This is a genomic window from Chrysiogenia bacterium, from assembly GCA_020434085.1.
In the GTDB taxonomy this organism is placed as follows: domain Bacteria; phylum JAGRBM01; class JAGRBM01; order JAGRBM01; family JAGRBM01; genus JAGRBM01.
Genome location: JAGRBM010000525.1, coordinates 1 through 11,939 on the forward strand (window position 1 = coordinate 1; position 11,939 = coordinate 11,939).

12 protein-coding genes are annotated in these 11,939 nt (G+C 62.5%); 5 read left to right on the forward strand and 7 right to left on the reverse strand.

What is annotated here, in order from left to right; all coding sequences use genetic code 11:
• Nucleotides 1-10: 10 nt before the first annotated feature.
• The 6 genes from KDH09_17585 to KDH09_17610 all read right to left on the reverse strand — a co-directional run bounded on the left by KDH09_17585 (nucleotide 11) and on the right by KDH09_17610 (nucleotide 7,207).
• Nucleotides 11-871 (reverse strand): hypothetical protein, encoded by an 861-nt coding sequence (locus KDH09_17585; protein MCB0221514.1) that lies wholly within the window; start codon nucleotides 869-871, stop codon nucleotides 11-13.
• Between the two features lie 149 nt (nucleotides 872-1,020).
• Nucleotides 1,021-2,385, reverse strand: a complete 1,365-nt coding sequence (locus KDH09_17590; GenBank protein MCB0221515.1) for a hypothetical protein — start codon at nucleotides 2,383-2,385, stop codon at nucleotides 1,021-1,023.
• A gap of 143 nt (nucleotides 2,386-2,528) precedes the next feature.
• Complete coding sequence (locus tag KDH09_17595; GenBank protein ID MCB0221516.1) at nucleotides 2,529-3,827, reverse strand: hypothetical protein; 1,299 nt, start codon at nucleotides 3,825-3,827, stop codon at nucleotides 2,529-2,531.
• Between the two features lie 335 nt (nucleotides 3,828-4,162).
• Entirely contained in the window at nucleotides 4,163-5,341 is a 1,179-nt protein-coding gene (locus KDH09_17600) for an ArsA family ATPase (protein ID MCB0221517.1), read from the reverse strand.
• Nucleotides 5,338-6,333, reverse strand: coding sequence for an ArsA family ATPase (locus tag KDH09_17605; protein ID MCB0221518.1), 996 nt, complete (start codon nucleotides 6,331-6,333; stop codon nucleotides 5,338-5,340). Before KDH09_17605 ends, KDH09_17600 begins: the two co-directional genes overlap by 4 nt.
• A 40-nt stretch (nucleotides 6,334-6,373) precedes the next feature.
• On the reverse strand, nucleotides 6,374-7,207 hold the full coding sequence (locus tag KDH09_17610; protein ID MCB0221519.1) for a hypothetical protein: 834 nt from the start codon (nucleotides 7,205-7,207) through the stop codon (nucleotides 6,374-6,376).
• Nucleotides 7,208-7,394: 187 nt separating this feature from the next.
• On the opposite strand from KDH09_17610, the gene KDH09_17615 reads away from it, so the two are divergent.
• Nucleotides 7,395-7,913: a hypothetical protein gene (locus KDH09_17615; protein ID MCB0221520.1), complete on the forward strand. Its 519-nt coding sequence runs from the start codon at nucleotides 7,395-7,397 to the stop codon at nucleotides 7,911-7,913.
• A gap of 87 nt (nucleotides 7,914-8,000) precedes the next feature.
• On the forward strand, nucleotides 8,001-8,918 hold the full coding sequence (locus KDH09_17620) for a diguanylate cyclase (GenBank protein MCB0221521.1): 918 nt from the start codon (nucleotides 8,001-8,003) through the stop codon (nucleotides 8,916-8,918).
• 15 nt (nucleotides 8,919-8,933) lie between these two features.
• Here the strand turns inward: KDH09_17620 and KDH09_17625 are convergent, their stop codons facing one another.
• Nucleotides 8,934-9,377: a hypothetical protein gene (locus tag KDH09_17625; GenBank protein ID MCB0221522.1), complete on the reverse strand. Its 444-nt coding sequence runs from the start codon at nucleotides 9,375-9,377 to the stop codon at nucleotides 8,934-8,936.
• A 222-nt stretch (nucleotides 9,378-9,599) separates the two neighbouring features.
• Between KDH09_17625 and KDH09_17630 the strand changes: the two genes are divergently transcribed.
• The 3 genes from KDH09_17630 to KDH09_17640 form a co-directional block, all read left to right on the forward strand.
• The gene (locus KDH09_17630; protein MCB0221523.1) at nucleotides 9,600-10,547 is read left to right on the forward strand and encodes a hypothetical protein; all 948 of its coding nucleotides are present in this window, start codon (nucleotides 9,600-9,602) and stop codon (nucleotides 10,545-10,547) included.
• 92 nt (nucleotides 10,548-10,639) lie between these two features.
• Nucleotides 10,640-11,176, forward strand: coding sequence for a hypothetical protein (locus KDH09_17635; GenBank protein MCB0221524.1), 537 nt, complete (start codon nucleotides 10,640-10,642; stop codon nucleotides 11,174-11,176).
• A 9-nt stretch (nucleotides 11,177-11,185) separates the two neighbouring features.
• Nucleotides 11,186-11,939 (forward strand): hypothetical protein (locus KDH09_17640; GenBank protein ID MCB0221525.1); only part of this gene is annotated, 754 nt, incomplete at its 3' end.

Consider the following 11,939-nt stretch of genomic DNA (forward strand, 5'->3'; position numbering starts at 1 on the left):
AAAGGCTTCCTCAGGCCGCCGCTGCGCGGCCGGGGGGCGGCGCGCCCTCACCGGAGACGCGTCCCATCATGCGCTGCATCTGTTCCTGCATCTTCACGCCCATGCGGTAGAGCTTGAGGTTCATGGCACCTGGGGCCTTGTCGGTGACGTGGTTGACGCGGTTCCAGTAGTTGGCGACCCGTTCGGGGGAGCGCATCCTGGCCTGCATGCTCTTTGCGTTGCGCGCGACGGCGACAAAACCCATGGGCATGAACACCATCATGGGGGCCATGCGCAGGCGTTGCAGGGTGGTGGGCTTTCTCAGCTCGATGTCCACGCCCTCGGCCTTGCGCTGGAGCAGCCAGTAATCCATCGCCAGGTGGCGCGATTCGTCCACGTCGATACGGCGGAAGACTTCCTTCTGGAGTGGATCGTCGATTTCCTTGAGCGCGGGAATGAGCAGCGCGTCCAGCCCGATCTCGAAGAGAATGATCTGCGTGCTGGTAAATTCATGGAGCAGGCGCGTGGGGCTCTGCCACAGCACGTCCTGGAACTTGAACATCGCGCGGGTCGCCAGCGGCAGGTCTTCCCACTCGGTGCCGAGGCGCCTGGCCATCAGGATCTCGGCCTCCGCGTGGCGGCGCTCATCGATGCCAAAGAGCTCATAGATCTGCTTGGCCGTCTTGTCGGTGACGTACCTGGCGCACAGCTCGAAGATGCGCGCGGCCTGAATCTCAAGGCCGGCGGTGAAGAGGATCATCAACGCCATCTCGCGCTTTTCCTGCTCGGAGAGATGATCGGCGCCCTGCAGGGGCGTATCCCAGTCGAATTCGTGTACGGACCACTGGCCCTTGCGGGTGCGGTCGAGAACGTGTTCGAGATCGAGGTCCATGGCTGGTGCTCCTTCCGGCCAATCGCGGCAATATGGTAACTGTAACGATCGTTCCAGATAAGTGCAAGGAAAAATTGTAACCTGCTGAAATCAAAGAAGAACCCCCGGCATTTGCCGGGGGTCTTCCTGGTTGAAAATGCTGGCTCGCTCTAGAAATCAACCTGGAAGCGACTCTGGACCACCTGCAGGTGGCCTTCCTTGAGTCCGGGCGCCAGTGCCAGCTCATCGAAGGTCGCCAGGACGTAGTTGGTCATGATGCGGGCATTGGGCGTGAGGTACCAGTTCACACCCAGCGTGTAGTTGGTCTCGTTGCCGCCGGCGACGCCCTCGGCGCGGTCGGTAAGATTGACCGAATCGACACGGAACGCGACTTCGATTGCGCCAAAGCCGTCCTTGCCCAGCCCGTTCCCGGGCTTTACGCGGCCGAACTTGCCGCCGCTGTAGGGACGGAACTCACCGGTGGCGAACACGCTGGCCTGCACGTACCAGGCGTGAAAGCGCGGCTCACCCGTGTTGTTGAGCGCCGCATTGAACTGGCGGTCGTTGCTTACGAACACCAGCATGTACTCGCCCTGCACGCTGACGATACCCATCTGGGCGGCGAGCTCGAAACCGAGCTGCTGGATGCTGTCGGCGTCGAAGTCCAGCGTGTTGAGTGCGTAGGTGCCGGTCGCATGGGTTCCCGCGCGCGCGCGGTAGCGGCATTCACGCGCAGTGATCGCGCCGCTGGGGGTCGTCGGAAATACGATCGTATTGGCGGGATCGGCGACACTGCCGCTGCCGCCGCAGGCGGGATCTTCATGGAAGCGGTAGCCAACGCCCAGGTGGACGACCTGCTCGCCCTTGTCTTCGAGGATCGGGGCAAGCGTCGCGCGCAGGGTGATGGCGTAGTCGCCATCCTCGGTTGCGCCGGGGCCGCTCGCCGCGCCTCTGCCCTCGCCGGGGCGGAAGATGCCTGCAGCCAGGGAGAGCTTGTCATCGAGCAGCTTGTTGTTGGTCAGCAGCGCGCCGACGCTATAGCCGGGATAGAAGGTGCTCATCAGCGAGCGCTCCATGAAAGTGATGTAGTTGGCGCTGGTCATCTCATCGAGCTGCAGCGGCTCTTTCTGGTTGCCAATCGTGATGTCGGTTCCCGCCGCCACGTCGCGAAAACGCATGTAGGCGCTGCTGATGGCCGCTTTGCCGCCCGCAAAGTCGATTTCGACTTTCCAGGCGACCTTCTTGTTGATCTCACCAGCGTTGAAGAGGCGCAGGCGGCGGAACTCCGTACCGTCGATGAATGGGCCGCCGTTGACGTTCACTTCGAAGTCGCGGTTGCCCCAGCCCCACATCGTGTCGAACTGGGCGCGGCCGCCGAAGCTGACGCTGAGATTCTCGCTCTTGAAGCGAACGCCGTTGTCCCAGTAGGCCTGAAAATCTTCCCTGGCCTGGGCAGGCACGGCCTGTGCCAGGGTGAAGAGCGAAAAGATACACAGAAATGCGGCTGCCGCCACGGTGCGATGGAATAGGCGCATGATACGGTCTCCCCGAAGTTGCCAATTGGATCAATTCAGGTTGCCGAGTTTGGCGCACGTGCCGTGGGGAGGCAACAAAGAAAAACCCCCGGCCATCTGGCCGGGGGTTTCGTGATTCAGAAAATGAATCGGGTTGCGGCGGCTTAGAAATCCACCTGGAAGCGGGTCTGCACAGCCTGCAGATGACCTTCCTTGAGCGGCGGGGCGGCCAGCTCGTCGAAGGAAGCGTAGACGTAGTTGAACATCACGCGGGCGTTGGGGGTCATGTACCAGTTCACGCCGAGGTTGAAGTTCAGCTCGTTGCCGCCGGCGACTGCCTCAGCGCGGTCGGTCAGGTTGATGCTGCTCAGGCGGGCAGCGATCTCAATGGCGCCGATGCCGTCCTTGCCCAGCTCGTTGTTGGGCTTGACGCGCGAGAAGGCGCCACCCTTGTAGGGGCGGAATTCGCCGGTGGCGAAGACGCTGGCCTGCACATACCAGGCGTGGAACTTCGGCTCGCCGGTCGCGTTCGTGCCACCAAAGGTGCCACCCACGACGCCGTCATTCGAGACGATCGCCAGGATGTATTCACCCTGAACATTGACCATGCCGAACTGGGCGGCCAGTTCGAAGCCGAGTTCCTGAATGGTGTCGGCGTCGAAGTTACCGGTGTTGACGTAGCGGGGCGAGATGTGAATCTCGGGGCGCTCACGGAAGCGGAACTCATTGACCTTGCTCTGATACGGGTCCTCGTGGAAGCGGTAGGCAATACCGACGTGGACAACCCGCTCGCCCTTGTCCTCGAGGATCGGAGCAAAGGTCACGCGGCCGCCGAAGGCATACTCGCCATCCTCGCTGCCGCCAAGGATGGTCGGACGCGAGATGCTGGCTGCCACGGTGGCCTTGCCATCGAGCAGGGAGTGGTTGGCCACCTGGAGGCCGACGGTGCGGCCGGGCGAGAATGCATTGGCCAGCGAGCGCTCCATGAACGTGATGTACTTGGAGCTGGTCTGCTCTTCGAGGCTGAACGGTTCCTTCTGATTACCAACGGTCACGCTGAAGCCGGCGAAGACGTCCTTGAAGGTAACGTAGGCGTCCTTGAGGCTCAGTGCGTTGTTGGCATAGTCGATCTGGACCTTCCAGCCGACCTTCTTGTTGATCGTGCCCGCGTTGTAGAAACGCAGGCGACGGAACTCGACACCATCAAGGTACGGGCCACCGTTGAGGTTGACCTCAAAGTCCCGGTTGCCGACGCCCCACATGGCATCAACCATGACGCGGCCGCCGAACTTGACGCTGACGTTGTCGCTTTTGAGGCGAATGCCGTTATCCCAATAGGCCTGGAAATCTTCCTTGGCCTGTGCCGTGGTGGTAAGGCCGAAAGTCGCAATCGCGACGAATAGCGCCACAAAGAGCGCCGCCGGCTTACCAAGGTGCTTCTGAACCCTCCGAATGTCTCGCATTTGTATCCCGTTCTCCTTAGGTTTCTTGACAGAGGTTTTGTTTCCGACCGGGGGCGATCCCCATCCGTGGCGGAATCGTTGCGCCGCACACTAACGATGTTCTGTGACGCCCATGTGACAGGGTCGCGCGGATGCTGTGAAACTACGCTCTGAGTGCTTCCTGGAATCGCCAGAGGGTGCGGAAGTGGAGCAGGAAAGGCCATTCCGGGGCGATTGGGCGGGCAGATGCAGCCTGCTTCGCTGACAAGTCGGGCTTGCCGGCTGCTTCGAACGGGCACAAAAAAGCGCGCCCACCTCAAGGGTGGGCGCGCCGGTGAATCAAGGGTGCCGGAGGCCTACTGAATCGTCTCACCGAAAATGTGGTCGTTGACCAGATCGAGCTGCAGGGAGTCGTGAATCTCGTGGTCGAGCATGGGCACGCGCACGACGAACTGGTCCTTGTCGAGCAGCTTGGTGAGTGAGCCAATCTTCTTCGCTTCGAGTTCCGCCAGCGTTTCGAGATTGGCAAAGTTCTGTGCGAGCGCCTCGGTCAGACCGGCCCATTGCTCGCCGAGCGCGGGATCTTTCTCGATTTTCGAGCGCAGCGCTACGCGATCTTCTTCATTGGAGAGCTTTTCGGCGGCTTCGCGGTGGGTCTCGCTCTCCAGGTAGTGCGAGTGCACGCGGTTGAAAATGAAACCGCCGAAGGGAATTTTCGCTTCGATCAGGCGCTGATGGAAGTAGCGCGTCTCCGAGAGGGCCAGCGGCGTCGGGGCGGTAACGAGCAGGAACAGGGCCTTCTCGCTCTGGAGCAGGTCGTTCGTCGCGCGTGCGCGCACGCGGAAACCTTCGTAGTAGCCTTCGAGGCTGGAGACGAACTCGCTGATGTCGTGGATGACACTGGAGCCGATGATGCGCTCGAGCACCTTGAACACGGCGGTTGTTCCCACGCGCAGCAGGCGCATGCCGCCGCTGCGGCCGGTGTCGATGAACACGCGCACAAAGGTTCCGTCTTCGAGAAACTGGAAGAGCTTCTTGGGGGCTTCGAGGAAATCGAGCGCATGCTTGGTGGGCGGCGTATCGAGCACGATGAGGTCGTAGTCGCCCTCGTTGTGCAGGTGATAGAGCCGCTCCATCGCCATGAATTCCTGCGCACCGACCAGGTTGTCGGACAGGTATTTGTACATGCGGTTGTCGAGGATCTTCGAGACGATGCTCGAATCGGGCGCGTAGCGGGTCATCACGGCGTCCCACTCGGCCTTGGTGTCGAGCATCATGGCGTAGAGCTCTCCCTCGAAGGTCTCACCCTGTTCGATGAAGCGTTCCTTGGGCACCTGCCGCGCCTCGGCGCCAAAACTCTCCAGCCCCAGCGCATTGGCCAGCCGGCGGGCCGGGTCGATGGTAAGGACGAGTACCTTGCGACCGCGCTTGGCCTCAGCCAGCGCGATGGAGGCCGACACAGTGGTCTTGCCCACGCCGCCCGGGCCGCTGCAGACGACGACGCTGCGGTTGGCAATCCATTCAGCAGGCTTCATTTCATCTGCTCCTGCAGCTCGGCTTCGAGAACGTGGCTGAGCTTCTCCACCGCCGTCTTCGCGTAGCTCTTGGCATAGACGAAGGGCAGGCGCACCATCGGCGCGTCGAGCTCGGCGAGTTTTTCGATGTAGTGCACGCCGTGGCCGTGCTTGATGGACTGGCTGCGTGCGGCATTGATGAGCGCGTCGCCGATGTCCGTTCCGCCAAGGTGGGAGCTGAGCGCGTCGCGCTCGGCACCGCCACCAAGGAGTTTTTCGAAGAGCGGCTGTGCCTCACCCGGGTAGGCGGCCGGCGGAATCTGGTTGGCCAGAAGAAGCCCCAGCGGCAGATTGAGATCGCCGCGCATGGCGGAGACAAGCTCGACCGTCTCGGTATAAGGAAGCTCTTCGGGGATCGTTGCGATGTGGTAGGCGGCCTCGTCGGGGTTGGCGAAGAAGTCACGCATCTTGGCCGCGTAGTTGGCAATGGGACCACTGCCGCCCACGGCCTTGCGCGTGGCCTCGGGAAGCTGCCACAGCGAGACGCCGTGCCCGGTGGCCGGCGAATCGATGATCATCATGTCGTAGTCCGGGCGCTTCTTGTCGAAGGCCTGGCCCATGTCCCAGATCTTGCCGAGCACGACGAACTCGCGAAAGCCCGGCATGCCCTGGATCCAGTATTGAAGGAAGCTCTTCTTGAACAGGGCGTCGTAGACGCTCTGGAGCCGCACGAAGCGCAGCACGTATTCTTCCATGGAGTGATCGGGGTCGAGGTTTTTGGCGTAGAGGCCCGGATAGATCTCAACTTCCTGGTAGCCGACCGGCGGGATCTCAAAGAGCTGGCTCATGCGCTCCTTGGTGTCGGTCTCCAGAATGATGGCGCGGCGCCCGTGGCGCGCGGCAACCAGGCCCATGGCGGCGCAAAGTGTGCTCTTGCCCACGCCGCCCTTGCCGGTGACGATGTGCAGGCGCTTCGAGAGCAGCCAGTCCAGTTTCGTTTGTTGCGAACTCATCGGTGCCAGATTCCCCAAATGCACTGCCGCGCCGGGCCGCTCAGGCCTGCGCGGTCAGCTCCGTGCGAATCACTTCCGCAGTTCTCTCCGAGAACAGCAGTGTGTTGTGTCCCATTCCCCCGAGGCTGTGATTGACGCCATACCCCTTCAGCTCGCCCGACTCGCCCGGAACGACCAGTGCATCGTCGGGTGAGTAGATGGAGACGAACTGCGTGCCTTCCACTTTTGCCGCCGCCTTCTGCAACTCCGCGAGCTCCGGGTTCTTCGGATGCAGCAGGTCCATGGCATGGCGCGGGAAGAAGGCGGCCATGCGCGTTCCGGCATAGGGCGCGGCGATGGCGACGAGCTTTCGCACGTTCGCGGCGCCGTCCATGTGCGTGATGTAGTGCATCGCCACCAGCGAACCCAGTGAGTGCGCGAGGATGTCGATGCGCTCGCATCCGGTCTCGATCTTGATGCGGTCCACCTGGCGCGAGAGCTCGGTGGCCATGTCCGCGATCGAACCGGCGGTGGTGCGGTAACTGTAGGCGGCGAAGCAGTCGAGCCCCATGGCGCGGAGCTTGGAGCGGAGTACCCAGAAATTGCCCGCGTGGCCGTAGTAGCCGTGAACGCAGAGAATGGGGTACTGGTTGTGCCCGGCAAGGCGCACCTGGGAGCCGCGCTCGAGGAACTTCATCGGCAGCGTCAGCCAGGTGAAGTAGCTGGCGGCTGCTTCCATCAGAACCACGCCGAGCCCGCGGCCCAGCGAGATGTGCGCCGCCTCGGTGGCGGGGTCGGCTTCGCGTGCGCGCTCGTACTGGCTGACCAGATACGAGACGGTGTTGACCGCGACGAAGCACAAGTAGCCGAGTAGTAGTAGTTTGATGAGCAGCACTGAATCGGGCTCCCGCTTGCGGGGCGTCCCATGCCGCGCTGTCAGGGGACTGGGGCAGGGGGCCGCAAAACCGGCACAAACTATGGTTAGGGGCCTCAAAAGTCAACCAAAACCGGTACTTGCAGCAGATTCGGAAGTGGCTGAAGATTATGAAAGCAGGGGCCGTCCGCGCCCCCGGGGAGTGCGTTTGGAAAAGCAGACAGGAAAGCCCCTCAGCCGGGCCCAGCGACGCAGGATGCAGGACATCCTGGTGGGCTTTGGCGTGGTCTGCCTGCTGGTGGGTGGCGGAATCTGGCTCAAAGTAAGCGCCAATCAGAAAGTTGCCCGAAAAGAACAGGAGTGTCTGGAGTTTTTCGCCCGGGGGCTTGCAGGAAAGGCTGATGCCCCTGCCGTGGAGGCGCTGGACCGGGCAGGCGCCTGTTATGGCGACCTGCTTCGGGCAAAGCCGCTGTTTTCCCAGATGGGCTTTCGCGCGCAGGCCGCCGCCGATGTGGCTGCCTATCTGCAGGACGAATCCACCCGCGCCACGCCGGCCGAGGCCCTGACAAATGAGCGCTTCAGGGAGGGCTTTGAGGCATTTGCTGCCGGAGACCTGCCCGCCGCCGCGGCTGCCTTCGATCACCTCACGCAGCAGCCCGGTTCCATCGGCAAACTCGCAATGCAGTATCGGCGGCTGATCGCGGAACTGATGCAGATCGCGCCATGACGCATTCGGCCTTGTCAGGGGCGCGGGTGTTTAGTAAGAAGTTCACGGAAATAACTGAAATGATTGGCGGTTTTTGTTCACGCGGCCATGGATACGACGGTCCTCATCATCGATGACTCCGAGAGCGTTCGCAATCGAGTGCAGCGCGCCCTCAGCGAGAAGCAGGTTTTCTCCCGCTTCCTGCTGGCCGGTGACGGCGTCGAGGGATTCAAGCTCCTGCTCGGCAACCGCGTCGACCTCGTTTTGTGCGACATCATCATGCCCGGCATCGATGGTTTTCGCTTCCTGAGTCTCATCCAGAGCAAGCCCGAATACGCCGACGTGCCGGTCATCATGCTTACCGGTCAGGAAGACGTACGCGCGAAGGTAAAGGGCCTGGAACTGGGTGCCTCCGATTACCTGACCAAACCCTTCCACGACGAAGAACTCGTTGCGCGTGTGAAGGTGCACCTGAAGATCAAGGCCCTGCAGGACGAGCTGCGCGAGAAGAACGTGCGCCTCGAAGAACTCTCCAACACCGATGGGCTCACCAAGATCACCAACCGTCGCCACTTCATGGAAGTCTTCGAACTCGAATTCATGCGCGCCGAGCGCTACCAGGCGGCGATGACCTACGTGATGATCGACCTGGATCATTTCAAGCGAATCAACGACCAGTACGGGCACCTGGTGGGCGATCGCGCCCTGATTGCGTGCGCCAACGTCCTGCGGGAGGGGCTGCGTGCCCACGATGTGGTCGCGCGCTATGGCGGCGAGGAGTTTGCGTTGCTATTGCCCGAAACCGACCTGGCAGGCGCAAAGGTCGTGGCCGAGCGCTACCGCCGGCGCATCGAAGACACGACCATCACCGTGGGCGAGCACAGCATCAACCTGACCGCCAGCCTCGGCGTGTCCTGCTGTCCGCACGAGCAGGTCAATTCCATCGACGACCTGATCCGCCTTGCCGACGACGCGCTCTATGTGGCCAAGCAGGAAGGCCGCAACCGCGTCGTTTTTGCTGAATAGAGATTTCCGGAAAAATTAAGGGACCGGGCAGGCGCCCGGCGTCATGGCGAAGGTTCCAGATTCACGATCGCTGTTCCACCACTCGCCGCCACCGCCGCCCTCGGAGATGGCGCCGTTCATTGCAAAAGAGCCCGGCGTGCCTGCGCCCCATACAGAGAGCGCGCCGAAGTCGACCGGAGCCTGTGAGGCGGACGAAGCCGGATAGACGGTGCCCACCAGCTTGAGCGTGCCCGCCGAGCAGAGCGAGCTGGGCACGTCGCCGCTGTCGAGAATGATCAGCATCCCGGTGAGCCCGCCGCCGCTGAGGGTGACATCGCTGGGGCCGCCGGCGCATTCGCCCGAAAAGCTCATGCACCAGGGGCCGTCGTAGCGCGCGGTGGGGTAGGCCGGGCCGCTTCCGCAAGCGCAGATACCGGCCACGCACAGGGCCAGTCCGATCAATTGGCGTGCTGATTTCATGGATCTCCCCGGCGGCCCGCATGATGGCGGGCGGGCCCTAGAAGAGCCCACCGCCCGCCCTTCGTCAATGGCCTTGGGCAACGGGCCCGCTCCGTGGCATCCTAAGGGACTTCAGGAAACCTGGCGGGCGCAGGGGCAAGGAAGGCAGCGATGCTGCAAACAACACGAAATCGAGCCATGGCCGCGTTCCTTGGTTGCGCGCTCCTGTTGAGCGGAGCGGTATTGGCACACGCAGCCACCATTCGCGTCGAGGGCGTCACCATGACGCCGCCGCCGGGATGGCGCACCTCCCGCGGCGCCGCGAGCGATGGCAAGCTCGGTGAACTGCTTGAGCCCACCTCCATCGCAGATGGAGAGGAATCCTTTGTCATCTGGAGCGAACCGCTGCAGGCGGGGGACCTTGAAACCACGGCCCGGTATCTCCAGAAGCAGATGGAGGAAAAGCGGCCCCAGTCTTCATCCGTCGATGAGCTGCGGCTCTTCCATCTTGGAAAGCGTCCGGGCATTCGGGCCGAGCTTGTCGGCACCGACCCCTGGGGCGGTGAGCCCGCGCGGGTGATCTACTGGGTGGTTGCAAAAAGCCCCACCAGCGCGGTGGTATTGCGCGCCGTGTTGCTCAACACGCGCTATGCGGCTTTCGCCGCCGCGCTGGAGAGTTTCGTGCGTTCCTGGAAATTCGATGGGCCCTATACCGGCCCCAGGGTGGTGCTCTCGTCCGATCGCCCGGCGGCGCCGGCGTATGAAGATGATGTCTGGCACGAAGGAATGGCCAGCGAGGATTCGGCGCCATCGGGCGCCTGGGAAAGTGAAGAAATCGATTCGGGTGTGGACGTCCAGATCTCCGAGGCCACGATTCCCGATGATCCCTACGATGTTGCGCTGCCCATTGAAGAGGGGGCGCTGCGCGGCGGCTTTTGCTACGGGGAGGGTTACACCGCCGAGGAAAGCATCCAGTTTGACGGGAAGGGACAGTGGGCCAGGCACGCGGGCGCGCCTCCGGAGAAGTTTTCCCTGAGCGGGGTGCCGCCCGAAGATTCGGGCTTCTACAAGGTGCAGGGAACCGCGCTGTTGCTGCGCTCGCACCTGGGGCAGGAAACCCGCTGCAGCTCCCCGCGGAGCGGAATTCTGCGTTGCAGCGGCAAGGAATACGACCGCGCATTGTGCCGCTGAACGGGAATTGGGCCCGGTGGCTGGGCTTGCGCTGAATGCCGTGGTACACTCCGAGCTTCAGCTTGAGGCGAATTGTTTCTGGGGATAGGGAATTGGCCGGATTTTTCAGGGGTCTCGGGGGCAGGCTGCTCGTTGTGCTTTGCGCACTGAGTCTTGTCTCCTGTGCGAGCGTCATCGAGGACATTCGCAAGGCGCAGGACGCCGGCGATACCCACAAACTCAGAAAATTTCTTGAAGACGAGCGTTCCTTCGTGCGCGAGCGCACGTTGCGCGCATTCGAACACACTGGCGCGCCAACCATTGTGGAAGATGAGAAGTTTGTAAAGGACTTCCTTATCGCCTGCCTGACCGACCCCGCTGAAAAACCCTGGGTTAAAAAAGAGTGCGCCATCACCATTGCGACCTGGCGGATGGAGCAGGCGGTCGACGATCTGGCCGATGGCTATGCAGCCATGGACGATGCCGACGCGCGATTCTGGATGCTGGTCGCGCTCTCCACTTTTGAGGGCGCGCGCATCCGAAGCGTGTTGCAGAGCGCCACCGACGATCCCGATTTTTATGTGTCCGCGCTTGCGCGCCAGCTCGTGATTGAGGGCAAAGCCATGAGCATTCCCTCAATCCAGCCATAGGGCGCGCCCATGCTGTACAGAATTTCCAAATTTCGCGGCCTGATCCTGCCGGGACTGCTGTGCATCTTTGCGCTGGGGGCGGGCTGCACCAAGCCCGAGACCTTCCTGGAGCGCATCGACCTGCCCACTGAAGAAGAGCGCGTGAAGGCCATGTTTGAGGCGGCCGAGTTCGCGTCCAAGGCCAAGAACAAGGAGCCGTTGCGCTGCTATGCGCTCGAGTCCATCGGCAAGATGCGCACGCGCGACTCCGAGGTGATCGAGAAGATCGCCGTCATTCTCAAGGACACCAGCGCGCCGACCTCCGTGCGCCAGTGGGCGGCCTGGGCGCTCGGCGAATCCCGCACGGACCTGGCTTACCAGCAGATCGTCGGCACCATGGACATCCAGATGGATGAGGCGGTGGCCTATTACGCGCTCGATGCGCTGGGGAAACTTTTCCCGCTCAAGGTCCGCGGCGACGAAGACGTCGAGCGCGTGACCGAACAGCTCAACTCGCTTGCCGCCAAACAGTCGAAGACCCTGCCGCGCATCTACCATGTCGTGCTGCAGCGCATCGCCTCGCTGCCGGTGCTGGTGCGCGTGATGGACAAGGCCATTGCGCCGATGAAGGGCGGCGGTGACAGGGACCGTTTGCTCAAGGCCTACAACGCCGCCTTTGCGGTGCTCAACTACATGCACCTGCATCAGAAGGAACTCACGGCCGACCTGGCGGCCAACCGCACCATGCTGACCGATGCCTTCGACCATGCGCTGGACGGGCTCG

What these genes read in the sequence shown, in the direction of transcription:
- KDH09_17605 (MCB0221518.1), bottom strand. Translation starts at nt 6,333, where the DNA reads ATGAGTTCGCAACAAACGAAACTGGACTGGCTGCTCTCGAAGCGCCTG.
- KDH09_17620 (MCB0221521.1), top strand. Translation starts at nt 8,001, where the DNA reads ATGGATACGACGGTCCTCATCATCGATGACTCCGAGAGCGTTCGCAAT.
- KDH09_17625 (MCB0221522.1), bottom strand. Translation starts at nt 9,377, where the DNA reads ATGAAATCAGCACGCCAATTGATCGGACTGGCCCTGTGCGTGGCCGGT.
- KDH09_17595 (MCB0221516.1), bottom strand. Translation starts at nt 3,827, where the DNA reads ATGCGAGACATTCGGAGGGTTCAGAAGCACCTTGGTAAGCCGGCGGCG.
- KDH09_17600 (MCB0221517.1), bottom strand. Translation starts at nt 5,341, where the DNA reads ATGAAGCCTGCTGAATGGATTGCCAACCGCAGCGTCGTCGTCTGCAGC.
- KDH09_17590 (MCB0221515.1), bottom strand. Translation starts at nt 2,385, where the DNA reads ATGCGCCTATTCCATCGCACCGTGGCGGCAGCCGCATTTCTGTGTATC.
- KDH09_17585 (MCB0221514.1), bottom strand. Translation starts at nt 871, where the DNA reads ATGGACCTCGATCTCGAACACGTTCTCGACCGCACCCGCAAGGGCCAG.